30 protein-coding genes are annotated in these 25,352 nt (G+C 32.8%); 2 read left to right on the top strand and 28 right to left on the bottom strand.

Going from position 1 to position 25,352, the window contains the following annotated elements; translation table 11 throughout:
• Window positions 1-6: 6 nt before the first annotated feature.
• From CVU84_03795 to CVU84_03785, 3 genes are all read right to left on the bottom strand, one after another.
• Window positions 7-1,497, bottom strand: coding sequence for a hypothetical protein (locus CVU84_03795; GenBank protein PKM95935.1), 1,491 nt, complete (start codon window positions 1,495-1,497; stop codon window positions 7-9).
• Window positions 1,475-2,419: a TIGR01212 family radical SAM protein gene (locus CVU84_03790; protein PKM96122.1), complete on the bottom strand. Its 945-nt coding sequence runs from the start codon at window positions 2,417-2,419 to the stop codon at window positions 1,475-1,477. Before CVU84_03790 ends, CVU84_03795 begins: the two co-directional genes overlap by 23 nt.
• A 79-nt stretch (window positions 2,420-2,498) precedes the next feature.
• Window positions 2,499-3,578 carry a peptidase M14 gene (locus CVU84_03785; GenBank protein PKM95934.1) on the bottom strand — a complete coding sequence of 360 codons (1,080 nt, stop codon included), beginning with the start codon at window positions 3,576-3,578 and terminating at the stop codon, window positions 2,499-2,501.
• A gap of 166 nt (window positions 3,579-3,744) precedes the next feature.
• Here CVU84_03785 and CVU84_03780 point away from each other — a divergent pair, with 166 nt between their 5' ends.
• Complete coding sequence (locus tag CVU84_03780; GenBank protein PKM95933.1) at window positions 3,745-3,954, top strand: DUF378 domain-containing protein; 210 nt, start codon at window positions 3,745-3,747, stop codon at window positions 3,952-3,954.
• A 194-nt stretch (window positions 3,955-4,148) separates the two neighbouring features.
• Window positions 4,149-4,565, top strand: a complete 417-nt coding sequence (locus CVU84_03775; protein ID PKM95932.1) for a twitching motility protein PilT — start codon at window positions 4,149-4,151, stop codon at window positions 4,563-4,565.
• 181 nt (window positions 4,566-4,746) lie between these two features.
• Here the strand turns inward: CVU84_03775 and CVU84_03770 are convergent, their stop codons facing one another.
• From CVU84_03770 to CVU84_03650, 25 genes are all read right to left on the bottom strand, one after another.
• A complete protein-coding gene (locus CVU84_03770) occupies window positions 4,747-5,142 on the bottom strand; it encodes a methylglyoxal synthase (GenBank protein PKM95931.1) in 396 nt (131 codons plus the stop codon).
• An 18-nt stretch (window positions 5,143-5,160) separates the two neighbouring features.
• Window positions 5,161-6,288 (bottom strand): rod shape-determining protein RodA, encoded by a 1,128-nt coding sequence (locus CVU84_03765; GenBank protein ID PKM95930.1) that lies wholly within the window; start codon window positions 6,286-6,288, stop codon window positions 5,161-5,163.
• A 12-nt stretch (window positions 6,289-6,300) separates the two neighbouring features.
• Window positions 6,301-6,576, bottom strand: coding sequence for a cell division topological specificity factor MinE (locus tag CVU84_03760; protein PKM95929.1), 276 nt, complete (start codon window positions 6,574-6,576; stop codon window positions 6,301-6,303).
• A gap of 15 nt (window positions 6,577-6,591) precedes the next feature.
• The gene (gene minD, locus CVU84_03755; GenBank protein PKM95928.1) at window positions 6,592-7,389 is read right to left on the bottom strand and encodes a septum site-determining protein MinD; all 798 of its coding nucleotides are present in this window, start codon (window positions 7,387-7,389) and stop codon (window positions 6,592-6,594) included.
• A gap of 17 nt (window positions 7,390-7,406) precedes the next feature.
• Window positions 7,407-8,249, bottom strand: a complete 843-nt coding sequence (gene minC, locus CVU84_03750; protein ID PKM95927.1) for a septum site-determining protein MinC — start codon at window positions 8,247-8,249, stop codon at window positions 7,407-7,409.
• A gap of 238 nt (window positions 8,250-8,487) precedes the next feature.
• The gene (locus tag CVU84_03745) at window positions 8,488-11,247 is read right to left on the bottom strand and encodes a hypothetical protein (protein ID PKM95926.1); all 2,760 of its coding nucleotides are present in this window, start codon (window positions 11,245-11,247) and stop codon (window positions 8,488-8,490) included.
• Entirely contained in the window at window positions 11,244-11,765 is a 522-nt protein-coding gene (mreD, locus tag CVU84_03740) for a rod shape-determining protein MreD (protein PKM95925.1), read from the bottom strand. Before mreD ends, CVU84_03745 begins: the two co-directional genes overlap by 4 nt.
• A 34-nt stretch (window positions 11,766-11,799) precedes the next feature.
• Window positions 11,800-12,651, bottom strand: coding sequence for a rod shape-determining protein MreC (mreC, locus tag CVU84_03735; protein PKM95924.1), 852 nt, complete (start codon window positions 12,649-12,651; stop codon window positions 11,800-11,802).
• 31 nt (window positions 12,652-12,682) lie between these two features.
• Window positions 12,683-13,699, bottom strand: a complete 1,017-nt coding sequence (locus tag CVU84_03730) for a rod shape-determining protein (protein ID PKM95923.1) — start codon at window positions 13,697-13,699, stop codon at window positions 12,683-12,685.
• Between the two features lie 112 nt (window positions 13,700-13,811).
• Window positions 13,812-14,504 (bottom strand): hypothetical protein, encoded by a 693-nt coding sequence (locus CVU84_03725; GenBank protein PKM95922.1) that lies wholly within the window; start codon window positions 14,502-14,504, stop codon window positions 13,812-13,814.
• A gap of 84 nt (window positions 14,505-14,588) precedes the next feature.
• Window positions 14,589-15,182, bottom strand: coding sequence for a septum formation protein Maf (gene maf / locus CVU84_03720; protein ID PKM96121.1), 594 nt, complete (start codon window positions 15,180-15,182; stop codon window positions 14,589-14,591).
• Window positions 15,183-15,208: 26 nt separating this feature from the next.
• Window positions 15,209-15,478 (bottom strand): DUF4321 domain-containing protein, encoded by a 270-nt coding sequence (locus CVU84_03715; protein PKM95921.1) that lies wholly within the window; start codon window positions 15,476-15,478, stop codon window positions 15,209-15,211.
• 160 nt (window positions 15,479-15,638) lie between these two features.
• Window positions 15,639-16,433: a ferredoxin gene (locus CVU84_03710; protein ID PKM95920.1), complete on the bottom strand. Its 795-nt coding sequence runs from the start codon at window positions 16,431-16,433 to the stop codon at window positions 15,639-15,641.
• Between the two features lie 20 nt (window positions 16,434-16,453).
• Entirely contained in the window at window positions 16,454-17,026 is a 573-nt protein-coding gene (locus tag CVU84_03705) for an electron transport complex subunit RsxA (GenBank protein ID PKM95919.1), read from the bottom strand.
• Window positions 17,027-17,041: 15 nt separating this feature from the next.
• Window positions 17,042-17,647, bottom strand: a complete 606-nt coding sequence (locus CVU84_03700; GenBank protein PKM95918.1) for an electron transport complex subunit RsxE — start codon at window positions 17,645-17,647, stop codon at window positions 17,042-17,044.
• The gene (locus CVU84_03695) at window positions 17,648-18,220 is read right to left on the bottom strand and encodes an electron transporter RnfG (protein ID PKM95917.1); all 573 of its coding nucleotides are present in this window, start codon (window positions 18,218-18,220) and stop codon (window positions 17,648-17,650) included.
• A complete protein-coding gene (locus tag CVU84_03690) occupies window positions 18,217-19,161 on the bottom strand; it encodes a Na+-transporting NADH:ubiquinone oxidoreductase subunit D (GenBank protein ID PKM95916.1) in 945 nt (314 codons plus the stop codon). The genes CVU84_03695 and CVU84_03690 overlap by 4 nt, the downstream gene beginning before the upstream one ends.
• Before the next feature lie 13 nt (window positions 19,162-19,174).
• Complete coding sequence (locus CVU84_03685; GenBank protein PKM95915.1) at window positions 19,175-20,497, bottom strand: electron transport complex subunit RsxC; 1,323 nt, start codon at window positions 20,495-20,497, stop codon at window positions 19,175-19,177.
• Window positions 20,498-20,755: 258 nt separating this feature from the next.
• On the bottom strand, window positions 20,756-21,313 hold the full coding sequence (locus CVU84_03680) for an ATP-binding protein (protein ID PKM95914.1): 558 nt from the start codon (window positions 21,311-21,313) through the stop codon (window positions 20,756-20,758).
• Window positions 21,314-21,341: 28 nt separating this feature from the next.
• Entirely contained in the window at window positions 21,342-21,677 is a 336-nt protein-coding gene (locus CVU84_03675) for a hypothetical protein (protein PKM95913.1), read from the bottom strand.
• A gap of 20 nt (window positions 21,678-21,697) precedes the next feature.
• Window positions 21,698-23,008, bottom strand: coding sequence for a ferredoxin (locus CVU84_03670; protein ID PKM95912.1), 1,311 nt, complete (start codon window positions 23,006-23,008; stop codon window positions 21,698-21,700).
• Between the two features lie 10 nt (window positions 23,009-23,018).
• Entirely contained in the window at window positions 23,019-23,432 is a 414-nt protein-coding gene (locus tag CVU84_03665; protein PKM95911.1) for an anti-sigma regulatory factor, read from the bottom strand.
• Window positions 23,429-23,782: a hypothetical protein gene (locus tag CVU84_03660; GenBank protein ID PKM95910.1), complete on the bottom strand. Its 354-nt coding sequence runs from the start codon at window positions 23,780-23,782 to the stop codon at window positions 23,429-23,431. The genes CVU84_03665 and CVU84_03660 overlap by 4 nt, the downstream gene beginning before the upstream one ends.
• A gap of 233 nt (window positions 23,783-24,015) precedes the next feature.
• Window positions 24,016-24,513, bottom strand: a complete 498-nt coding sequence (locus tag CVU84_03655) for an N-acetyltransferase (GenBank protein PKM95909.1) — start codon at window positions 24,511-24,513, stop codon at window positions 24,016-24,018.
• Window positions 24,497-25,351 (bottom strand): CPBP family intramembrane metalloprotease domain-containing protein, encoded by an 855-nt coding sequence (locus tag CVU84_03650; protein PKM95908.1) that lies wholly within the window; start codon window positions 25,349-25,351, stop codon window positions 24,497-24,499. The genes CVU84_03655 and CVU84_03650 overlap by 17 nt, the downstream gene beginning before the upstream one ends.
• Between the last annotated feature and the right edge of the window lies 1 nt (window position 25,352).

Below are 25,352 nucleotides of genomic sequence, written 5' to 3'. Positions count from 1 at the left end.
TTTCTCCTAATTGATTATTTGATTTTCTTTAAGTATACTTGCATCTGTTGCAATTCTGTCGTATTGATTAACGCCAAATCCAGTTGTATCTTTTACAATTTTATAATCCTGTGTATAGGAAATAACTTCAATGAATTTAAAAGCAGCATATCCTTTATTGATTACATAAACACCTTCGATTGGTAGCATTTCTGTAATTTTATATTCTACGTTTTTACCATCTTCGAGAACATAAACTATTTCGTCGCCAACCTTTAACTTATCTGATTTGGGAATGTAAGCATCTCTCTCACTAATTTTATAGATAGGAATTGTAACACCTTCTAAGGATTCGCCACCAACAATATCATCACCTACAATTTTTTTCTTCACTTCATATCGCTGATTTGAATTCACCAAGGCCTCTAATGGAATTTTCAGAAAATCCTTATTTGTTATAGCTGAGGATGGAATTTTAATTCCTTCAGAATTCGAATAAATGATTGAGAAGTCTAAAAAACGATCATCCAGATACTCGTTTAAGTATCTATCAAATTCCAAAACAATATAAGTTTTGGTATCTTTATTAATGATTTCATGTATCTTACCCTGCATTTTCATATCATTAAAATTAATATATATAGTTGCATGACTTTCATCCTCTAAATATTTTTCGCAAATATCATTGATTTCGGCTGCTAAATACCACTTGTAATTACTAACAATTTTAAACAAAGGTGCATCCTTTGTAATTGATAAAGCGCCAAGTGCATCTACAATAGTATTATCTTCATTCTTTGAAGAAATCGCTTGATCCAAGCTTTCAGGAGTAAAAGATTCTATTTTCATACCTTCAAAACCATCAAATTGATAGGACACTACTCCACTTTTTGTAGCATAATGAATATTTTCATCCTGTGCAACTGAATTGCTTAATATTTTCCTTAATATTTGATCATCTTGTAGGAGTACTGTGTTTGAAGCATCAAGTACAGCTCTTTCAATATCCGCTTTCGCAGAATATGTATATTCAAAAGGCCTTGAATGCTTATATAGAACATAATTTTTCAATTTATCCTGAAGATATTTATAATTATTTAAAGAAAAATTCACATCACTTAATTGTAATGTTTTTGCCTCTTGCAACTTTGCATTAATGGCTGCTGTAATTTCTCCATTATTATCAACGCAACTAATTAAAGTACCCTTCTTAACTTTTTCACCTTCTGGTACAAAATAGTTAGCAGCACCTTCCGTCTTACTACTCACAATTGTTTCATCCTTAATAATGATTCCTGAAAAAAGCTCTGACTCAATTATGGAGCCTGGTTCTGCCATTGTATAGTTTGTTTTTTCTGAAAAAGAAAAATTAAGAACACAAAAAACCAAATATGCAAATATCAAAAAATAGACAATTAATCCTAAATTGATATGTTTATTTGCTTTATTCATTGTTTTCTTTTCTTTAATTGCCTTTTTTTCTTTTTCAATATATCTATTCCCGTTTTCTTTTTTCATAGGTTACCTTCTTTTTACCTTGATACGTATTCATTTCCTTCATCTTGTGATCAATTTCATCTCTAATCTTCCACCAACTTATATCCCAATTGCAAAATGCTGTTTCTTCTTTGGGGGCTCGTCCAATCAACCTCTGAATAGCCACTGATGAATCGAGATTTTCAAGAAAAAGAATGACTCGACTTATATATTCATCCTTTGAACAAATCTCAAGATTCTTCTCCGCATACATCCTCTCAAAAACTGAACCTTTTGCAATATATAGCGCATGTAGCTTGACCTGGTTAATGGCTAGTTGATTCATTAGGATTGCACTATTAATAGCATCTTGATCCTCATCCCAAGGTAAATTTAATATAAGATGAACGCATATGTCAAAGGGATATTCCTTAATCACATTCACTGCATCAATAAAATCTTGGACATTATGACCTCGATTAATTTTAATTAAGCTTTCATCATTTGTAGTTTGAAGACCAAGCTCAATTGTAATGTTGGTATTTGTTTTATGGTATATATCTTGTAGAACATCTAAATACTCTCTTGAAATACAATCTGGTCTAGTAGAAACATCTATTTCTACAACATCATCCATACATGCTTGTTCCATATACAGTTTGAACTCATCTAGTGGCATATATGTGTTTGTATAATTTTGAAAATATGCTATAAATTTATTTGCACCATATCTTTTACCAATATAGTTTCTATTTTCAATCAATTGTTCTCTAACTGATTTTTCATAATGAAGCATTTCAAACCCCGTACCTTTGTCACTACAAAAATAGCAACCTTTCGTTCCTACAGTTCCATCTCTATTTGGGCAAGAGATGTTTAAATTTACTGGTAATTTATATACTTTCTCACCATACTTCTGCTTTAAATAGTAAGAATATTTATAGTACAAATCCTCTTCGTTCATTTCTTCCCAACTTTCTAATTGTATGTATATTGTAATCAATATTATATTATCATATTTGCTCATTGAATACTAGATGAATCTAGATTATTGAGGCAAGGAGCATTAGTTCTTCGGTTCTTTCATATATTGAATCAAATTGATCTACATGAAGCGGATTAACACCTAAACCAACCTCAATGGTAAACCCAGGCTTTGAAAAGTGATGTATAAACCAATCCTTATAGCCTGCAAAAGCTTCAAACCAATCTTCATATTCAAGTTTATAACCACATGCTTTTGATAGTTCTTTACCAATATATAAACTATCTGCAGCACCTCTTCCTAAATACTGCCAATATATTACTTCACCCTGGGAATGAAAAGACAAGGTTAATCTTGGCTCCATACGCATTGTGAAATTCGCCATACATCTTGCTTCTGGCTCTGAAAGTGGTTTCATTCCTGCATATTTACTAGGACCTGGTGAATAAATATTTAATTGTCGTTCGATTTTTTTGTATTCACGCCATCCGGCAGGATAATTTCTATTTAAGTCTACTCCATTGGCATTTGCTTTCCATAAATTAAAATCATCACGCCCACCATTCATTCTCATTATTTTTTGTGCATTATTTCCAATATTATTTAATCCATTCACAACGATTTCTACTCCATCAGGATTTACCATTGGGATAAGAACAATTCTAGTTTCGTCAAATAAATCTCGAATCGAATATCCTCGAATGCTTCCTTTTAAAGAGAATGCATAGCAAATATTCTCTAACCATTTCATTAATAATAGTGATGTAATCCATTCATTTCCATGATGAGCTCCATTGAACATGACAGTATTTTTTCCTTCTCCGAAGGTTATACTGTAAATATCTCTTCCATCAACACTTAAGCCTATTGTTTCAACCTCAAGAAATGGATAAAGCGCTTTTAAGTGCATTAAGTCATTCTTATATCGCACGTAATCATAGGAAGTTTGCGTCATAACAACTTCTCTCTGTATTGGTACAACAATAGTTGAATTTTTTTCAAGCATAAATGGATTTATAAGTTGATTTGCTGTAAGAACACTTGTAACTGTTGAATCGTATTCTTTTACGATATCATTTAACGTTTCACCTTCAATAATTTTATGGGTTGTATAAAAACGATTTGCATCTTCTTTCATTCTTGACCTCTTAGTATTGTTATAATATATTTTATTACAGTATCCTTGTCTAATAATCCTTAAATTTCATTTCCATAATTTAGCATTGTATTTATTCAAAAAATGCATAGACTATGTTTATGAATTTAATAGATAATTATAATCTAATTGTTTAAGGAGGATTTTCATGAATACAAAACCTGTTGACATAATTGCATTAACCTTAATAATAATAGGTGCTATCAACTGGGGATTAATTGGGTTCTTTAGATTTGATTTAGTTGCTGCAATTTTTGGCGGAATGGATACTGCTGGTAGCCGTATTGTTTATGCTCTTGTCGGCTTAGCAGCACTATATGGATTGACATTTTTCAATAGAATTAGAAACGAAGTATAATTTTATGACGTTATTCTAAATATAATAGAATAACGTTTTTTTCTATGTTTCGTTTCGTGAAGACAATCAGCTTTTTCTAGGAAATAAGAAATTAATTTTCAATTTATAAAAAGGATAAATTAATTTCTTATGGAATATATACTCTATGTACATTAATTTGTTTTTAATTACCATTCTATAAGGAGGAGATTACTATGATACGTTTAGTTGCAGGTGATACTGGGGAAGGGAAAACAAAAAGCTTAATAAAGATGGCAAATGAAGCAGTTAATTTAACAGATGGGCATATTGTTTATCTAGATGGTGATAGCAGTCATATGCTTCATTTAAAGCATCAAATCCGTTATACCAATATTTCTGAATATCCAATCACTGACTACAAAGAGTTTTTTGGTTTCATGTGCGGTATACTCTCTGAAGACAATGATATTTCGGAAATTTATGCAGATGGCTTATTACGTTTAGCTCATGTGAATGACATTCATTCGTCATATGAGTTAATTGATAAGTTAAAAACTCTTTCAGATAAGTTTGATGTTAGATTTATTTTCAGCGTTAATTGTGACACGAATTTATTGCCTGATTTTATGAAAGAATTCATTGTAGCATAAGAAAATCGGCCAGAATAAGAAAAATCAAAACAACGTATTAATCGTATTCTTGTAGTGTTTTACATTTTTTAAAGCTTTTTGTTTATGTTATTGCACATTAATAAGCCATTATCCTATTGGATAATGGCTTTGTTGTTATCAATTAACAAACCTTCCTGATTATAGTTTAGTTTCTATCTCACTATTTTAGAACATTTCTCCAATCTAAATCTCCTCTTTCTAATGCTTTAATAAGTAGTTCAGCAGTAGCCAAATTAGTTGCAATTGGAATATTGTGAATGTCGCATAAACGTATAACGGAAGCTGGATCTGGTTCATGTTGTTTCTGAGATAACGGATCTCTTAAAAAAATCACAACATCTATTTGATTATGCGCTATTTGTGAGCCTAATTGTTGTTGACCTCCCAAATGTCCAGCTAAATATTTATGAATAGAAAGGTTGGTTACTTCTTCAATCAATCTACCCGTTGTACCAGTAGCAAATAATTCATGTTTGCTCAAAATATTTCTGTAGGCAATACATAAATTTTGCATGAGCTTCTTTTTATTATCATGGGCTACCAATCCGATGTTCATCCTAAAACCCCTTTCATTCTAATAATATATAGCTTTTCGTTGCATACTTATGTTAAGAACTAATCCCGCACCTATCATATTTGACCATAGAGAACTAATTCCATAACTAATAAATGGCAAGGGAATTCCCGTATTAGGAAGAATACCAGTTACTACTCCAACATTAATAAAAGTTTGAAACGAAATAATGGTAACAAAGCCAATAACCATTATAGTTGCTGATAGGTCTTTTGTATCCTTTGCAATCCATAAACACCTCATAATTAAAACCAGTAATAGTGTTAGAATCGTACTACACCCAACAAAGCCAAATTCTTCACCAACAATAGAATATATGAAATCTGTTTGAGGTTCAGGCAAATAATTATATTGATTTAATTTGCCTTGATAAAGTCCTTTGCCAAATAGCTTACCTGATCCAATTGCTTGAATTGAATTGTTGGTCTGAAATTTGTCTGAGGTTTCAGCTTTTTCAGGATATACTGCTGTCATTATTCGCTTCACTTGATAATCTTCTAATAGGATCTGGTTCGGTTGTTGTATATACCAAAATCCAATAATAAAGCAAGGAATAAGAATAGCAATTGTTCCAATTATATATTTATAGCTTAATCCTGATATAAATAGAATTACGCCAAAGATTGCAATGATAACCAAACTTGTAGATAAGTTTGGTTGCTTATAAATCAAATACATTGGTAAACTGATTAGTCCAATCATAAAAACCAAAAATATTGGCTTATTGATTCTTTCTTTGTTTTTATCAATCAGTTTCGCTAAAAAAATAATAAGAAATATTTTGCAAAACTCCGATGGTTGAAGATTAAAACCACCAATACTAATCCATCTTGTAGCATTATTTACAGTTCTACCAAAAAAGATAACTGAAACCAAAAGTACGATATTTAAAATATAAATTGGCCAATAAAACTTACTAATAAAGCGGTAGTCTATTAAAGCCACAATAATCATTATCACAAAACCAGAAACCAATCCAATTATTTGCTTTTTAACAAATATATCTGTTCCGTCGTGGATATTTGACATAGTTGCACTTTTTATAGCAATAACGCCAATAATTGTTAAAGCAATAATTAGCACGATAAAGAATATATCTAATCTTCTAAAATCATATTCACGAAACATATAGACCTCTTTCTAATATTGTTTTATACCAGAGCTTCTCATATTTCTAATTGGAATATTGGCGTATAAGACTGGTACTTGTGTATTGTTTCTGTCTGATTTTGTCGTTCCAATCCTTACTTCTAAGCCTTGTTCTTCAACTTCCATATACTTATTTATCACATGAAGGATATCCGTCTTAATCATTTCTAATATTTCTGACGAGCAATTTGCACGATCATGGATTAATACAAGTTTAAGTCTATCCTTTGCTACAGTTTTAGATGTTTTCTTACTGAAAATACCCACTGGACTCCCCCCTTTTTAGTTATTAAAACCCATAATACTCTTTAATTTTCCAAATAGGCCTTTATCACTGTGAAATTCCATAAATGGAACCTCTTCTCCAAGTATCCTTCTGCTAATATTCATATATGCTCTTCCTGAAGGACAAGTAGTGTTATTCACGATTGGATCGCCGTTATTTGTAGAGATTACGATGTTTTCATCGTCTGGTATAGTACCTATTAAGTCTATTGCCAATATTTCTATTACATCATCAACAGTCATCATATCTCCACGTTTTACCATATCTACACGGATTCTATTGACAATTAATCTAGAATGATGAAGATCATTTGCCTCTAATAGACCAATGATTCTATCAGCATCTCTAATAGCCGATACTTCTGGTGTTGTAACAACGATTGCCTTATCTGCACCTGCAATTGCATTTTTGAACCCTTGCTCAATACCTGCTGGACAATCAATAATTACAAAATCAAATTCCTCTTTCAAATGTTCACACAATTTCTTCATTTGCTCTGGGGTAACAGCATCTTTGTCCCTTGTTTGAGCTGCAGGAAGGAGAAACAAATTAGGGTATTTCTTGTCTTTAATTAATGCTTGCTTTAATCTGCAATTTCCTTCAATTACATCAATAACATTGTATACGATTCTGTTTTCTAGTCCCATAACTACGTCTAAATTTCTTAGGCCAATATCTGCATCTAATAAAACAACTTTTTTATCTAACATAGCAAGGCCAGTACCAATATTAGCACTGGTAGTTGTTTTACCTACGCCACCTTTACCAGATGTAATAACAATTACTTCGCTCATGGATGTTTCCCCTTTTCTTAATTATTAATAAAATTTAAATTTTCGTAAATATTCCTGTTTATATTTTCAATAATAATACGTTCATCTTCAACGTAAGCTATTTGTGGAATACTAATAATTTTACTTTTCTTATCAGGTGAACGGCCAAATACATCAGCTATCCGTAGTTGTGTTGGACTCATATTTAATGCAACAACAAAGGAGGTTTCATTACCATCCTTTCCTGCATGAACACAACCATTTAATTTTCCAATAACGATTACATTACCTTTTGCTGATACTGATGCACCGTTGTGTACATTACCCATAATAATAATGCTTGAGTTAGCAATAATTTCTTGACCTGATCTTAGCGTACCTTTGTGGAAAATTGCCGCACTCTCGGGAATCACTTCCATTACACTAGAATCATTGCTATTCTTACTACTTTTACTTACAGGTCTTTTACTACTTTTGACTTCAATTTCATATTTATTTTTCTTGCTATTTGTGCTTTCCATTTCATTACTATGTTTATTACTACTTTCATTTTCATTACTATGTTTATTTGTGTTTTCCATTTCCTGAAGGTTGGTTGTCTGCTCTTTTTCAACCACAGGGGAAATATCTTGTGTTGAATCCATTATACATATTATATCTAAGTCAGAAGCATTTTGCACAATTTCAATCAAGGTTTTCTGTTCTTCAGCTGTAAGGGCTTTTCCTTCAAACGATAAGGAAACCTTAGATGATCCGAAAAACTTTCTAGAATCATTGAGTTTTTTATACAACGCTTCCTGTATTGTACGAATATCAAACATATCATTTATGATAATGGTTAATCCATACTTATTCCCTTTTATTAATATTGCATCTTTCATATAAGTACCTTCTTTTTATTCAATTCAATGTTGCAAAACCTCCGCCTTCGCTACGGTTTCGTAACCGAATGCAAGCTTCGCTTGCACATCGGTTGGAGCCCACACCCCCACCGATGTTGGAATTAGTTCCTCCACTTAAGAAGTGGGGAACTTCTTCCATTCGGTTAAATAATGGAGAAACAATACATGTATTATTATAGCATAAAGTATTCATAAATATCTAGCTAAATATCATATATTAATCTAAAATATGGTCGAATGAGGCTTCGTCATCTATTTTTTCTTCACCAATTTGATAATATGCTCCGATAACGTCTTTACCTACTATTGTTGGTACGGTAGAACCATAACCAAAAGGAATAACAACTGAAACCCCAATTTCAGGTTTCGTATAAGGTGCATACCCTACGAATATCCCATGGTCTGGTCGTGTTATCGATTGTTGAGCAGTACCGGTTTTGCCAGCTACAGGAATTGGAAAACCCGAGAAGATTGTTCTTGCAGTACCTCTTGAACCTGATGTAACTAAATACATACCTTCTTGAATCGTTTTGATGTTTGTTTGCTCGAAATCATTTTTCCAAGTAACAGCTGGCGTTTTATCAAAAAATAGTGCCCCATTGTTTTCGAGAATTTTATCAATAACATTTAGTTCATAGCTAGTACCACCGTTTGCCAAGGTTGAAACATATCTTGCTAACTGAACAGGTGTATATGTGTTTGCTGTTTGACCAATAGAAGAACGTACAGCATCTTGTACGGGTAAAGTTGGATCAGAATCACCAATCTCAATTCCTGTTTTAGTACCCAGTCCTAGTAATGTGGCATATTCATTGAGAGCATTGACACCTCTAATATCTAAATACGAATTATCTGAATCCTTAGATAATCTATATCCCATATCATAGAAAAAATAATTACACGATACTTCCAATGCACCTGATACGGTTAGTGAACCATGCGTCCCTCCCAAATCATAAATCCAGCACTTTGCATGAGGTGTTATCTTTTGATATAAACCTTGACAAGAAAAATGTTCGTTAACTCCAATAGCTCCTTCTTCAAGTGCAGCCATTGCAGCTACCATTTTATAGGTAGATCCTGGAGCAGTTTTTCCTTGTGTTGCCATGGGAAACAGTGGCTTAGAGTGATCATTAAGTAAACTCAAATAATATTCATAATCAAAATTATTAACCAAACGATTATTATCATAGCTCGGGTAGCTAACCATTGCTAACACCTCACCTGTATTTACATCCGTTACAACAACAGATCCCGAACACGGATCAAGGGCTAGTTGTTGAGGCGTTAATTCGAGCTTAGTTATCATATCTTTAATAAATGCCATGCTACCTAACGATCCATTTTTCAAACTCCTCAGTTGATCTTCAGAAGTCGTTACAATCCCTTGTTCAACCAGTGCTACACATAAATCTGTATAGGAAAAACGCTCTTTTTTTGCGAGACCAGTATAAATTGCTCTTTTGAAGGTGACATAATTAACGTGCTCATTTAATATAATCCCTTTTATAACTTCAAAGGGAGGTTCATCCTTAATACCCAAGCTTTCTATCGTGAGTAATTTATTGGTAACGTATTCTTCTAAGAGCTGTTTAAAAGATACTTCACTTTTCATAAATTTCGAATATAATGGTGATTCCTTATAACCATCCAAGAGGTAACCCTCTTCTTTTAACTTTGTAAGTATAAATGTATAATAATTCATATCTTCCTTGGTAGGATATGTTAAGTTATCACTTAATGAGGCTGTGATATTATTTTTCAATCCATTATAAGCAGTTAAAAATGTATTATATACCCTTCTCTGTCTTTCACCCTCAGTTGATTCTTCAATTTTTTGAATAGAATAAATGTTATTCGAAAATAACGAGCTAAAAACATCTCTCATTAAAGTAACTTTATCATCTTTATCTTTACCTGAATAACCATTCATACTCAACGTACTTTGAAGTAAATAGGCAAGTTTTTGTTCTAAAAGATTATAACACTCCATTTGTAAATCTCTATCTATCGTAAGATAGACATTTTTACCCGCTGCTGGCTCTATGGTTTCTAATATATTCATCGTTCTTCCAAAGTTATCAACCTCAACTCTTTGGATACCATTCTTACCTTTAAGATAAACCTCCATCTCTTGTTCAATGCCAATTTTACCAACGGTATCGTTCGCACTATATCCAAGTGATTTAAGGTCTTCATAAGTAGTGGCATCTATTGTACCAGTATATCCAATGATATGAGCAAAATATTTTGCTTCATTATAAACACGAAGTGGATCTTCTACAATTGATACACCTGGGAATTTCCATATATTTTCTTCTATTCTAGCAAGCGTTTCGTCATTAATGTCAATCGCCACTGTTTCAAGTTGATATTGTGTATACCGATTCAACCACAAGGGATATCTAATATTTAAAATTGATAAAACATCTTCATCTGTATATATATCTGCTGGAATTTCAAAAAGCTCATCTCTAAGGTATTTAAACATATCATTTGCCATCATGTTTTTTTCTGTAGAAGTTAATGCTGCTGAGGTGTTTCCAACAAAAATATTCTTTTTAAATTTAAGTATTTGAGACTCTGTCTGCGTATAAACAAAAGTTCCATCTTCATTTATTGTAATAGGAAGTTCACTCACAATTTCATTACCACTATGTTGAATAATTTGGCAAAGTTCAAAAATCATTTGATTCATATTATCAACACGTATACTTCCATCCAATAACACATTGTAAGCAATTATATTCTCAGCCAAAGGAAATCCATATCGATCATAAATGTTTCCACGCTGTCCCTCTAACTTTCTTTCTTTAAGTATACTTAAACTGAATTCGTTTTCAAGCATTTCACCTTGAACAATTTGAAGTTCAAAAATTCTATTAAACAGAAGAATGAACATACAGAGTATAATAACACTAAGCAAGAACAATCTATGAGTTAGTATTTTACGTAGGGCTTTTAAAAATGGTTTCATACCTTATCCTTGTTCTCCCTTCTTTTTTCCACTGAATCAAGTTTTTCATTCACAAACATATAAAACTTATATACAAATACTGCTACTAAAGTCGTATATACTAGTTCTGGTAATATGATATTGGTAAAATAATATGGAAAATCTGTTCTACCTCTAAAAAGATATGTCATTATGTAAATAAACAGATTTAAGATCAAATCACTTACAGAAATAGCGAGTATTGGTATTAATAAATTGTCTCTATAAAGTGCTTTGTTAAGATACCCACTAAAAAATCCAAAATACATATATAATAATGCATAAAACCCAATTACACTACCAAAAAAAACATCCTGCATCAGTCCAATAAAAAAACCAATAATGGCACCTTCCAGCTTTCCTCTCATCAAAGAAAAAGAAACAACTGTCATAATTAATAAATTTATTGTAATACCACCAATAGCAAAGTTTTGAACTATGGTTGATTGAAAAACAATATTAAAAATAATAATTGCAATAACTGCTATTACTCTAACCATTTCTTCATTCCTACTCTTTCAATGTACTTTTGTTTTATTCTGTTAAACCATCATCCCATACTTGATTTACAACTAAAACCTCTTCTAAATGTTTGAAATCAACAGCTGGTTGTAAAGTAGCAGTTCTTGTCATCTTTGGTGAATCACTATCAATTTCCTGGATTGTGCCTATAAGAATTCCTGGTGGATAAATAGAACCTAAATGGGAAGTAACAATTTCGTCACCAATGACTATATTAGCTCGATCCTCAATGTAGTCCACTCGACATAACGCATCTGCGTTAACGAGTGTTTGATCGCCCTTTACGATACATAAATCAGACGTTCTCATGATTTTTGCGCTAACATTACAGGTATCATTAATGATTGATTGAACCTTTGCGTAATTAGGCCCTACCTCAGTAATATGTCCAACCAATCCATCCCCTGCTAATACGACCATGTTGACTTTAAGCCCATCTTTCTCACCCTTGTTGATCATAAAAGTTTTGTACCAATTGCTTGGGTCTTTTCCGATAACCTGAGCACCAATTTTAGGATAATCGGCATATCTTTTATCTAATGTATATATCTCTCTTAATCTTTCAAGTTCAGTTTTATCCATTTGCAAAATTTTATTATCATATTCCAATTGATTAAGTTCAGTCTGTAATGTTTCATTTATCTTTTCTAAATCATTGATATCTTTAACAAACTGCACCTTTTCTCCAAACCAATCACCAATAACATTTACTCCATTTTGTATTGGAATTATTACAAAGGATATTGATTTTTCAAATGGTGTAATACTTGACCTGCTTTTCCACGTAAATAAAATTGCTATAATACATATTATTGTAATTCCAATCATTATATTTTTCGCAGGTAACTTTCTTCTTCTTTTCATGGATGCCTCCCTAAATAAACAGGTTCGAATACTATTCTTTAAGTGTAAAAAGTATATTTTTATGTTTATTATAATTGTTCAATATATTGCATACGCCATTGATAACACACTTTGCAGGATTATCATTTATAAACACCTCAAGGTTCGTTTCCTTACTGATTAACCTATCAAGGTTTTTAATGCTTGCGGTACCACCTGTTACGTGAATTCCTGAGGATAATATATCTGCTGAAAGCTCTGGAGGAGTTTTTTCTAGAATTAGTTTAATGGCATCGATAATTGAATTAATCTCTTCCTTCATTGCCTCATGTACTTCGTTACTCGTTATTTCAACAGTTTTTGGTAATCCACTTACAATATCTCTACCAACTACCTCAATAGATTGGCTAATATCATTACCTATTGCATTGCCAATCTCTATCTTAATTCTTTCAGCAGTTCTTAAACCTATTAAAACATTGTGGTTTCTTTTCACTAAGTTCCTAATATTATTGTCAAATCTTTCTCCGCCGACTTTTATCAACTCGCTATTAACAACACCACCTAAAGATATTACCGAAATCTCGGTCGTACCTCCACCGATATCTACGATCATATTTCCTACGGGTTCCATAACATCTATTCCACAGCCAATACCAGCTGCAAGTGGTTTTTCAAGCATAAAAACACTTTTGAATCTTGGTCTAGACTTGGTAAACAAATCATATAAGGCTCTTCTTTCTACCTCTGAAATATGATATGGAACGCATACAAGTGCTGTAGGTCTACTACCTTTGTCTATTTTCAAATTCTTACATTGATAATCTAATAAGCTTAACATATTATCAAAATCTGCAATAACACCATATTTTACAGGCATATTTATTTTTATCGATTTAGGAGCTTTTTCATACATATCGAATGCCATATCTCCAACAGCAATTACATTTTTTGAAATCAAATCAATGGCAATAGCTTCTGGTTCATTTAGTATAACACCTTTATCTTTTTGACAAATGTGCATGTATGTTGTGCCTAAATCAAAGCCAAAATCTCTTTTGAAAATCATATCTTTCTCCTTTGAAAAGCTCTTTTGAGTATAAAACTATTATTACCAAAAAAGCAAAGGATACTCATATCACGTACATCTCAACTTAGGCAGTAGCAATGATTAGTTTTTGTTAACATATACCTTTTTCTCTTAAACTTATATATTTACCGTCTCCTATTATAATATGATCTAATAATTTTATGCCAATAATTTCACTTGCTTCTGTAATTCTTTTTGTTATAGATATATCTTCCTTACTCGGCGTTGGATCACCACTGGGGTGATTATGTAAAATTATGATATGAACAGCTAAATTTTTTAGAGCATGTATAAATACTTCTCGTGGATTTACTAATGATGCATTCACTGTTCCAATGGAAATAGTATGATCACTAATAATGTTGTTTTTAGTATCCAATAGAACAATTTTCAAATGCTCTTGTTGTAGATGTCGCATTTCTTCCATGTAAATATTCGCAACCGAGCCTGGTGAACTTATTTGAAGCTTTTGTATTGCACTGTTCTTAGAAATACGCGTTGATAACTCTGCAATTGATTTGATTTGTATTGCTTTTACTCTACCAATCCCAGGAATTGTCTCCAATTCTTTAAGTGATAATTGATGAATTCCAGCTAAACCCCTTGTATTTAGCTTTAATACTTTTTGTGCCACGTCAATGGAACGCTCCCTTCTTGAACCACTTTTTATGATAATTGCAAGAAGCTCAGCATCTGATAAAACAGAAGCCCCATACTTCTCAAGTTTTTCATAAGGTCGTTCATCTGTAGGCAATTCCTTAACTGTTAGCCTAACATTATTCATTTTTTCTCCCCCATTGTAATTATTGAATGTCTAGCATTCATTTATCTATTAACACCTACTCCCCAGCAAATGTTATATAGTCTATTAATCATTATGAAACGAATTAAAGTAATCAACACCTAGATGGAAAAATCCTTCGATTAATTTTGAGATAGGCAAACCTACAACATTATAATAATCACCATCTATTTTATCAACGAGCGTAGCCCCATAACCTTGAATCGCATAGGCACCAGCTTTATCAATTGGTTCTTTTGTTTTAATATAGGCATTCATTTCATGTTCGTTATAGTCTCTCATAAAAACCATTGTTTCGCAATAGTCAATATAGACCTTATTGTATAATGGATGAAGCATTGTTATCCCAGTATACACAAAATGCATTTTCCCTGAAAGTTGTTTCAAATAACATAAAGCATCCTGATCGTTATGTGGTTTTCCGAGTACCTTATTATCATAAACAACTACTGTATCAGCACCAATAATGATTTTATCTTCATTTGCTTCAATGATAACACTTTTTGCTTTCTCCAAGGATAGGGTTTTTACTAGCTCTCTTGGATCATCGTTAAAATATTTTGCCTCATCAATTAAGCTCACTCTTTTTTGAAATGGAATATTTAGTTTTTCTAAAATTTCGCTTCTTCTTGGTGAAGCAGATGCCAAAACAATATTTATCATAAGTCCCTTTTTATCCTTTAGATTTACAATACTTTTTTATATACAAAAATCGCAACACCGATTCCTAATAAGCTCGCAATAGATATATCAAAAGAAATTTGAAATTGAAGAAATACTACTTTTAAATCCATTGCAACCGGATCATTCATACCAAAAGTATAACCAAAATTAAGCCAGTTTAAAAATGGTACATCGACTGCAAGGCTACCTAAAAATCCCCCTAAAACGATACCTGCTAAAATCAAAAAAAATAGCGACCATCCGTTCTTCACGCCACCTCTGCTATAAGCCATTTTTCATCATCCTTCCTTGCAATAAAAATTTATCTCAAGGATAATTTTATCATAACCAAATTACTTTGTATACAAAAACCAAATAGTTTTTTTGCTACCCTTCTAAATAACAAAAGACGTAACTGAATCAAATCAGTTACGTCCTATCATAATTATTTGATTAGCTAATGATTGCCTTTGTAGGACATTTAGCTACACATTTACCACAATTGATACATTTATCATAATCAATTTTTGCTAAGGAATCATTCACGTGGATTGCGTCACTTTCACATTGTTTAACACAAATACCACAGCCTATACATCCAACACTACAATTTGCTTTCACTTCTTTGCCTTTATCTTTAGAATTACATTTTACTCTAGTATGACCAGAAACTTTAACAATCTCAATAATATTCTTTGGACAAGCATTAACACATAAACCACATGAAACACATTTGTCCTCATCAATGATTGCAATACCATTTTCAATAGTAATCGCATCGAACATACAGACATTAAAACAGCTTCCAAGTCCTAAACAACCATATTCGCAGCCTTTTGAACCTGTACCTTGTAGATACGTAGCAGCTTGACAATCTTTAATTCCATAGTATTCATATTTTTCACTCGCTAAATCACAAGTACCATTACATTTTACAAAAGCACTTGTTTTTTCGCCTACTACTGCAACTTGACCTAATGCAATTGCAATTTTTGATGCATTGTCACTATTATTTACAGGACATCCGTTTGGTCTAGCTGCACCGCTTACTAGCGCATTTGCAAATGCATCACATCCAGCAAAACCACAACCTCCACAATTAGCTCCTGGTAATAATTCTCTAACTACTGGTACTAAAGGATCTACTTCAACAGCAAATTTTATTGCTGCAAACCCAAGTCCAACACCAAAAAGTAAAGCAAGGCCACCAAGTGCTGCTGCAGCATAAAGGATATTTATATAATCCACGACTTAACCCTCCATTCTTTTTAGATTAATCCAGTGAAGCCTAAGAATGCAATTGCCATTAAGCTTGCTGTGATTAACACAATAGGATAGCCTTTGAAAGGCTTTGGTACATTGTTATATTCTATTCTTTCTCTTATGCCTGCCATTAGAATAATTGCTAATGTAAAGCCAATTGAAGTTCCTAAACCGTTAATAACACTTGCAAATAAAGAGTATTTACTAGTCATATTAATAACTGCTACCCCAAGTACTGCACAGTTTGTTGTGATCAAAGGCAAATATACGCCTAGTGCTTGGTATAGTGACGGACTTGTTTTTTGAATAACCATTTCTACAAATTGTACTAATGCAGCTATAACCAATATAAAAGTAATTGTAGATAAATATTCCAAGTGCAAGTTTACTAGCAAGAACTCATAAACAATATAAGATATTAAAGATGCTAGTGTGATAACAAATGTAACAGCAAGACCCATACCAACAGCTGTCTCCACTTTCTTAGAAACACCAAGAAAAGGACAAATTCCTAAAAATCGTGATAATACAACGTTATTTACAATAATGGCACCAATAAACAATAATAATAAATCCATTTTTTTGTCCCTCCTCTATGCTTTATTCGTTTTTTTTGAATTTACAAAGTTAAATAGCGCAAACACCAACCCTAATACAATAAATGCACCTGGTGCAAGAACTAATATAGTTACTGGTTCATAAAAACTTGGCATAATATTTTTTCCAAATGCTGCACCTGAACCAAAAATTTCTCTAATAATACCAATTACACCTAATGAAAAGGTAAATCCTAGTCCATTACCCAAACCATCCCAAAGGGAATTTAATAGACCATTTTTTGATGCATAAGCTTCTGCTCTACCAAGCACAACACAATTTACAACGATTAAAGGGATAAAAATACCAAGAGCTGAATATAAGGAAGGTACAAACGCTTGTAATAGCATATCTGTAATTGTTACAAATACTGCAATAACAACTATAAACGCTGGTATTCTCACCTTTGATGGTATTATATTTCTTAGCATTGATATTACTAAGTTAGAACCCATAAGAACAGCTGTAGTTGCAAGTCCCATACCTAAACCGTTAATAGCAGAAGTTGTTACTGCTAAGGTTGGGCACATACCTAATACTTGAACAAAGGTAGGGTTCTCAGTAACAAGACCATTTTTTAATCTGTTTATTAACCCGCTCATTTAGTTGCCCCCCTTTGACAATTCATTATTATAATAGTTAATTGCTTCATTCACAGCATTAGCTACTGCTCTTGAAGTAATCGTTGCACCGCTAATGGATTCAATTTCATTTTCATTAGCTGCACTACCTTTTACAACTGTTAGTTCTGAAAGTGGTTTATCCGTAAATTTACCTTTAAACTCTGGATCATCTGCCTTAGCACCAAGACCTGGTGTTTCTGAACTCTTTACGATGTCAACTCCAGTTACGCTACCTTCTAAACTAATTCCAACTATGATTTCTAAACCAGAATTATATCCTTCATCTGTAATCAACTTAAACGTATAACCAACAATCTCATCAGCATTTTTAGCAGCAAATATTGAATCGATTTTTTCATGCTTTGTAAGGTCTAAATCTACCAATGGCTCAAAATCTGCACCTGGCATTACTGTTTCATTAGCAGCTGCCGTTTGCTTTGCTTTTTGTAGCTTAATTGGTTCTTCTGTTACCTGATAAGAAATGGCAAGCAAAATTGTTCCCACTAAGGTAATTGCAAATAATATTAATGCATTCTTTATTAGTTCTTTCATTTTTTTGCCACCTCCCCAAAGGATTTTGGAATTGTGTAACGATCAATAAGAGGTACAAATAAGTTCATGATTAAGATAGCAAAAGAAACACCTTCTGGATAACCCCCATATAATCTAATGAGAATTGTTAAAATTCCACACCCAATACCCATAATGATTTTACCGATATTTGTCATCGGGGAAGAAGAATAATCAGTTGCCATAAAGAAAGCACCTAATAATAAACCACCAGAAAACAAATGGTAGGCTATTGTGTTAATATCAAAGCCTTTTCCACCAAGGGCAACGGCCATAATTGCTACTGTTAATAAATATGTACCTGGAATTCTCCAGTCAATCACTTTTCTAAACAATAAATATAAGCCACCTAAAATTAATGCAATCGCAGAGGTTTCACCAATACATCCACCGATACGACCAATAAATAAATCCATCAACTCTGGTGCGTTAAAACCCATTGCTGATTCTGCTTTAAATATTGCAAGAGGTGTCGCAGTACTTACCCCATCAAGCTGCCATTTGGTCATAATGCCGGCAAAAGAAATTAATAAAAATGCTCTTGCTGCCAATGCTGGATTCATAAAATTCTGACCAAGACCACCAAACAATTGCTTAACAATAATAATTGCGAATACACTACCTAAAACAGGGATAAAATATGGTACTGTATGAGGTAGGTTTAATCCAAGTAATAAACCAGTAATAATCGCACTATAATCACCAGTAGTTATCTTTTGATTCGTTAGCATTTGATATAGCGCTTCTGCTGCAACTGAGCTTGCTATACATAATACTACTATAATCAATGCTCTTATCCCAAAATTATAAACGCCAAAGAATGTTGCTGGCAACAGTGCAATGACTACATCTCTCATAACTGTTGACACATTTTCCTTTGCACGTATATGCGGTGACGAAGATACAACGAATAAATCAGACACGTTAAATTCCTCCTTAGCTGTTTTTTCTATTTACTAATATTGTTTTTTTAGCTGTTCTAATAGATTGTAATAAATGACGCTTTGAAGGACAAACATAAGAACAGGCACCACATTCAATACAATCCATGCCTCTATATATTTCGACTTTGTCAACTTCATTCGCTAATGCATATTTATTAAGCTCCATTGGCATTAGACTCATTGGGCAGTGCATAACACACTTTCCACATCTGATGCAATTTTGCTCTTCATCTGTTCCAATTTCATCTTTAGTAAGACATAAAATAGAAGAAGTTCCTTTCACAACAGGTACATCCAAGGAATACATTGCAAATCCCATCATAGGACCTCCAGAAATAACCTTAGCCGGAGTTTCAGTAAATCCGCCTGCTGCTTCAATGAGTTCTCTATAAGAAACACCTAACTTAACCTGGAAATTTTGAGGATTTTTTATAGCCCCTCCTGAAACAGTTACAATTCTTCTAATTAATGGCAATCCTTCATAGATCGCTTTTTGTATTGCCACTATCGTGTCAATATTGTTAACAATACATCCTACATCTGCTGGTAATCCTCCCGCGGGAACAATACGTTTCGTTATAGAGTATATAAGTTGTTTTTCAGCACCTTGAGGATACTTTGATTTCACTACTGCAACTTCAATATTAGAAATATTCTTTGTTGCTTCTTGTAGTACTTTAATAGCATCTGGTTTATTGTCTTCAATACCTATATATCCTTTGGCATTAGGAAATATTGATAAAACAATTTTCAAACCTAAAACAATTCTTTCAGTCTCTTCCAACATGATTCTATGGTCAGATGTTAGAAATGGTTCGCATTCTGCACCATTGATGATGATGTACTCAATATTTTTAGTTGGTGGTGGAGATAGTTTAACATGAGTCGGGAATCCTGCACCGCCCATACCTACAATTCCTGCTTCTTTTACAATTTCAATAATTTCTTCTTTTGATAGGCTATTAATATCCGTTCTCTGCACAATAGATTCAAGCATTGCATACTTTTCGTCATTTTCAATGATTACTGCTGCAATTTTAAATCCATTTGGATGTAATACATCCGTTACATTTTTAACAATACCTGAAACACTACTATGTATCGGTGAAGAAATGAACCCTTGAGCTTCTCCAATCTTTTGGCCTACAAAAACGTAATCACCTTTTGCAACTATTGGTTTACATGGTGCTCCAATGTGTTGAACCATTGGAAAAACAAGGTCACCAGTTGGTAATATGGTATTTATTTGTTTGTGTTCCGTTAAATGTTTGGACTCATTCGGGTGAATGCCTCTTTTAAAAGTTAATGCGCTCATTAACTAGACCCCCAATCAATTTGATATTACGTCATAAAATGACTAAATCCTTTAGTATTATACTACACATATTGTGCTTGCACAATACTTGTTATAAAATTAACAACTTATAATAATTCATATATTGGAACTTTTTTACACTTTATGCACTTTTTTATGCAGTAAAAATAGAATATGCTTGCATTTTTACCGGTTCTAATATGTCAAATATCGTTTTTTGTTAATATTATATCAATTTCAAGTTACATAAACGAAGTTTTACTCCATATTGTTCATTTCTTTTATTTCTTGTATGTTTTCTTTAACAAACTCTTTCATCCATTGATAAATGGAAATATCTGCCAAGGGTAAGTCGCCAATAATGTCTTTTATTTCTTTTGTTTCAAAATCAAACACATTATCGTTAAAGAAATGACTATAGTGTATGTTAATATCTTCATTTGATGTTACAAGTCCAACAATGGTTGATGCAATATCACCAAGAGGTGGACGATCTATATGATCATAGGACATAGTCGCTCTAAGCAAAGTACCTTCTCCTAACTGAGTTTGAATGTCTAACAGACCTCCACATAATACACACGTATCATTCAAAAAAGGAATGCCTAAGCCAACCTTTCTAGATGTTCGAGAAGTAGTAAATGGATCTTTTATAGTCTTAAAGATTTCATCTGGGATTCCAGTTCCATCATCTGTAATAGAGAATTCAAAAACATTAGCCTTTATCAATTCTTTAACCGTGATGTCAATATTCTTTGCTTTGGCTCTTACACTATTTTGTGCAATATCCAAAATATGCATTGATAATTCTTTCATTGTAACTTTACCTAGCCTTCCTTATTTCCTATGCAATTCCTAACTTCGTTAATTGTACTGCTACTTGATAGGATGACATCGTAGTTGATAAGATAGGAATTTCTTCCTCGTTTGCTTTTTCTATTGTATCAGGCTCTACTTCAAAGCCTTCAGAAACAATAATGCAGGCCACACCAACCAAGGATGCAACTGCAACTATATTCAAATGTCCTTGAATTGTAATCCAAGCACAACCTTCCTTTGCTTTTCCCATTACAACACTTAATAAATCACCAACAAATCCACTCTTGATTTCGTTATCAAGTAATTCCTGTCCACTTAACACTTTGAAATCAATTTTCTCTACAATATCTTTTACAACCATAGTTTTTTCTCCTTTATACTTTATAATTGTTTTCTACTGATTGACGGCGGCATTTTCTGCGCTAAGGTTAACATATCCTCAGCCATGCTTCTAACTTTCATTCTAAGCATAAACACACAATCTTCAATATTCGCAATATCCCTAACGATATCTTCAGCCAATGCTCTACATGTTGGAGCACCACATGAACCACAATCAATCTGTGGCAGGGTCTCATAAATCATCTCAAGTCTTTCGATTTTTTCTAAAGCCCTATTCATATTTTCATCTAGCTTATGAACCTGTTTCGTTTTTAATGGTAAATCCCATGAAAGCTTTACACTGTCGTCATAAATATGGATTGGTCTCTTTTCTGCACCTTCTTTGATGTATTTTTTCACCTTATCCATTCTATTGTTTGCTACAAAAGAATCTTCTACTGTTAGAGGTCCCCCTAAGCAACCATTGACACATGCTAAGCATTCTAGAAAATCTACATCAAGTTTACCATCTTCAATTCTTTCAAGTACTTTTATTACATTTTCAATACCATCAACTGCAATATGGTTTTCAATCATTGTTGCCTTTCCTTCTCCACCAATACCGGCCCACCCAATACCCTCCATTGAGCTCATTAACAATGCTTCGGGCTCACCCATTTTTTTCAGTTCTGGAATGAGTTTTATATAGACTTCTTTTAAGGAAATAACTCCATCTACATAAGACTTGTGAATGGTTTCAGGCATTCTACTATTCGTAACCTTTGCAGCACATGGTGAAATAAAAAATACACCAATTGATTCTTCTTTCATTCCTTGACCAATTAAATAGTTTTTTGCATATCTTGCCATAGCTTCCTTTGGAGAGATAACCGGCATAATATTGGGAATCAAAGAAGGAAATCTCATTTGAATTAACTTAACTATTGCTGGACAGGCAGAAGATATTATGGGTTTTTTAATCATATCATTTTGAAGAAGTTTTTTGGTATATTCAGTTATAATCTCTGCAGCCTTTGCCACTTCAAATACTTCATCAAAACCAATTTGTTTTAAACCAGTTAATACAACATTTGGATTGACTATATTTTTAAATTGTGTATATAATGTGGGTGCTGGAATTGCAACCTTATATTCAAACATATGTATCTTTTCGATAGAATCGGTAGTAGCTTTTTTTGCATTGTTTCTACATACTCGTATGCACATCCCACAATCAATACATCTTTCGTCTGTAATAACAGCCTTAGAATTTCTAACTCTGATTGCTTCCGTTGGACATCTCTTTATACAATCCGTACATCCAATACATTTGTCTTCATTTAGTGTTACTGAGTGAAAAATAGTCGACATTTTTGTTCTCCTATCCTAACATAACAGCAATCTCAACCCTTGTTCCTTCGCCAATTACAGAAGTAATGTTTAAGTGATCACTGTTCTTTTTAATATTGGGTAATCCCATCCCTGCTCCAAAGCCCATTTCTCGTGCTTCTCTTGATGCGGTTGAATACCCCACTTGCATTGCCAACTCCACATCATCAATACCTGGTCCATGATCTTGAAGCACTATAAAAATTCTTTCAGGCGTAATCTCTATATCAACAACACCACCATTTGCATGAATTACCATATTTATTTCTGCTTCATACATAGCGATTGATACTTTTCTAATTACATCTGGTAATATTCCTAATTGTCTTAAGGTTTTTTTTAATTTACTTGACGCACCACCTGCCGAAGTAAATTCACCACCGTCTACTTCAAAGTGTAATTTCATCGTGTGCAATCCTCTCCTATTAGCCCTTTTTCATATAATATCCCGCTAACTGTAAATAATGAATGCTTTGTGGCGAGAACAACCATATCTCTTGATTTTGCCATCCGCAAAATCTCTTCTCCTGGCATCTTCCCTCTCACAAATGCAATTGCTTTAATATCTAACATTTCTGCTGTTCTGATTACTTGAGGATGTATTAATCCAGTTAATAAAATGACATTATTCTTAACGAAGGCCAATACGTCACTCATTAAATCACAGCTCCAACCATATTCAATTTCCTCATTAAGATGCTCTTCACCAACTAATATTTCTGCATCTATATATTCTATTACCTCTTGTATTTTCAAACAAATACCTCCTATGTAAATGGTATAAGAAAATTAGCTAAACCAGAATAACCACTTTTCTAGTTGAAAACAATGATTAACATAAGGTAATTTGAAAAGCGGCAGATTCTTAACAAAGGGGCTTGATCTTTGCAGCCGATTTTCTCGTCTAATTCTTTGCATACATAAAATTTATTATATCATATTGTTATACTTTAGACAATCATTTCATGTCTTATTTCAAACTTTTATCCCTATCGTCCAACTACCTCACTTCTACGTTCAAGAACAACAATATCTCTCCAAACTCCAAGCACGGATTGACCTATCTTTTCTCTAATCCCTACCGACTTAAACCCAAATTTTTGATGTAAATTTATACTTTCAATATTTTCAGGGAAAATTTTCGCCTCTAAAGTCCAAAATCCAAGCAATTCTGATTGCATAATCATATGTTGCATTAAAGCAGAAGCTACGCCTATACCTTTATACTCATTTTTAATATAGATACTATCTTCAGCCACACCTCTAAAAACAGGTCTGTTGCTAATTGAACTTAGAGCAACCCAACCAAGTATGTTGTCGTCACATCTTGCTACAAATCTACATTCTATTAAATGGTCTCTATCCCACTCTTCCCAAGTTGGAACTTCATTTTGAAAGGTTGCATTTCCTGTTTGGATTCCTTCTAGGTAAATATTACTGGCTTGATTCCAATCTGATACTTTCATTTGATCAATAAAAAAATTCACTCTTTCTTCCTCCACCGGTTATAATATATACGCTAATAAATCCTAATATAATAATTCCCGTAACAAGCAATCCTCCTTCAGGTCCAAATAAACCTCCATTCAACAAATTACTTGTTACTAATTTACCATTATAAATACTTTCAACTTCCAATCCACTCACTTCAAAACCATAAACGTTTCCTTGAAAAAAATTCCAGGTAATGTGATATCCAATTGGCATCCAAATAGAACATGTTCGAATAAACATATATGCAAAAAGCAGCCCAATTAAAAATATATTCAAAAGCCCTATAAATTCAATGTTAGGATTGTTTATATGTAAAACCGAAAAAACAAATGCTGGTAAGAGCAATACAATCCATCTCTTATTTGTTTGCTTCAAAACAGTCATACAATAACCTCTTGAAAAAAGCTCTTCACTGATGCCTACAAATATAAATAATACGAAGTAGTACACGATTGAAGGGTTAATATTAGGTTCAATCAGACTGTTTTCAAGTTTAATATCACCCATCATTAGTAATATTACGAATACAAAAGATATTGAAATAATCCCCATAAACATTCCAATTATTAATTGTTTATAGCCTTCTTTTATCGAAGTAATTCCTATAAAAGAATAAGGTTTTTTATCAAATACCTTCCACATAAATAATACAATAGTTATATTTATAATCGATTGTAAAATACCCATGATTAAAAAAATAGGGGCATCCCCAAGCATAAAGGTTAATATTACATATATAACAGAAATCATAGTAATTTGCGTAGTAAGAACTAAGCTGATTTTCCAACCTGATCTTAATTGATTGTTCACATTTAAAAATATTTTTTTCATA

Source organism: Firmicutes bacterium HGW-Firmicutes-1 (assembly GCA_002841625.1).
In the GTDB taxonomy this organism is placed as follows: domain Bacteria; phylum Bacillota; class Clostridia; order Lachnospirales; family Vallitaleaceae; genus HGW-1.
The sequence above is the reverse complement of the archived record's forward strand: the minus strand, read 5'-3'. Positions and strand labels throughout refer to the sequence as shown.

What these genes read in the sequence shown, in the direction of transcription:
- CVU84_03795 (PKM95935.1), bottom strand. Translation starts at nt 1,497, where the DNA reads ATGAAAAAAGAAAACGGGAATAGATATATTGAAAAAGAAAAAAAGGCA.
- CVU84_03790 (PKM96122.1), bottom strand. Translation starts at nt 2,419, where the DNA reads ATGAACGAAGAGGATTTGTACTATAAATATTCTTACTATTTAAAGCAG.
- CVU84_03785 (PKM95934.1), bottom strand. Translation starts at nt 3,578, where the DNA reads ATGAAAGAAGATGCAAATCGTTTTTATACAACCCATAAAATTATTGAA.
- CVU84_03780 (PKM95933.1), top strand. Translation starts at nt 3,745, where the DNA reads ATGAATACAAAACCTGTTGACATAATTGCATTAACCTTAATAATAATA.
- CVU84_03775 (PKM95932.1), top strand. Translation starts at nt 4,149, where the DNA reads ATGATACGTTTAGTTGCAGGTGATACTGGGGAAGGGAAAACAAAAAGC.
- CVU84_03770 (PKM95931.1), bottom strand. Translation starts at nt 5,142, where the DNA reads ATGAACATCGGATTGGTAGCCCATGATAATAAAAAGAAGCTCATGCAA.
- CVU84_03765 (PKM95930.1), bottom strand. Translation starts at nt 6,288, where the DNA reads ATGTTTCGTGAATATGATTTTAGAAGATTAGATATATTCTTTATCGTG.
- minD (PKM95928.1), bottom strand. Translation starts at nt 7,389, where the DNA reads ATGAGCGAAGTAATTGTTATTACATCTGGTAAAGGTGGCGTAGGTAAA.
- minC (PKM95927.1), bottom strand. Translation starts at nt 8,249, where the DNA reads ATGAAAGATGCAATATTAATAAAAGGGAATAAGTATGGATTAACCATT.
- CVU84_03745 (PKM95926.1), bottom strand. Translation starts at nt 11,247, where the DNA reads ATGAAACCATTTTTAAAAGCCCTACGTAAAATACTAACTCATAGATTG.
- mreD (PKM95925.1), bottom strand. Translation starts at nt 11,765, where the DNA reads ATGGTTAGAGTAATAGCAGTTATTGCAATTATTATTTTTAATATTGTT.
- mreC (PKM95924.1), bottom strand. Translation starts at nt 12,651, where the DNA reads ATGAAAAGAAGAAGAAAGTTACCTGCGAAAAATATAATGATTGGAATT.
- CVU84_03730 (PKM95923.1), bottom strand. Translation starts at nt 13,699, where the DNA reads ATGATTTTCAAAAGAGATTTTGGCTTTGATTTAGGCACAACATACATG.
- CVU84_03725 (PKM95922.1), bottom strand. Translation starts at nt 14,504, where the DNA reads ATGAATAATGTTAGGCTAACAGTTAAGGAATTGCCTACAGATGAACGA.
- CVU84_03715 (PKM95921.1), bottom strand. Translation starts at nt 15,478, where the DNA reads ATGGCTTATAGCAGAGGTGGCGTGAAGAACGGATGGTCGCTATTTTTT.
- CVU84_03705 (PKM95919.1), bottom strand. Translation starts at nt 17,026, where the DNA reads ATGGATTTATTATTATTGTTTATTGGTGCCATTATTGTAAATAACGTT.
- CVU84_03700 (PKM95918.1), bottom strand. Translation starts at nt 17,647, where the DNA reads ATGAGCGGGTTAATAAACAGATTAAAAAATGGTCTTGTTACTGAGAAC.
- CVU84_03695 (PKM95917.1), bottom strand. Translation starts at nt 18,220, where the DNA reads ATGAAAGAACTAATAAAGAATGCATTAATATTATTTGCAATTACCTTA.
- CVU84_03685 (PKM95915.1), bottom strand. Translation starts at nt 20,497, where the DNA reads ATGAGCGCATTAACTTTTAAAAGAGGCATTCACCCGAATGAGTCCAAA.
- CVU84_03680 (PKM95914.1), bottom strand. Translation starts at nt 21,313, where the DNA reads ATGAAAGAATTATCAATGCATATTTTGGATATTGCACAAAATAGTGTA.
- CVU84_03675 (PKM95913.1), bottom strand. Translation starts at nt 21,677, where the DNA reads ATGGTTGTAAAAGATATTGTAGAGAAAATTGATTTCAAAGTGTTAAGT.
- CVU84_03670 (PKM95912.1), bottom strand. Translation starts at nt 23,008, where the DNA reads ATGTCGACTATTTTTCACTCAGTAACACTAAATGAAGACAAATGTATT.
- CVU84_03665 (PKM95911.1), bottom strand. Translation starts at nt 23,432, where the DNA reads ATGAAATTACACTTTGAAGTAGACGGTGGTGAATTTACTTCGGCAGGT.
- CVU84_03650 (PKM95908.1), bottom strand. Translation starts at nt 25,351, where the DNA reads ATGAAAAAAATATTTTTAAATGTGAACAATCAATTAAGATCAGGTTGG.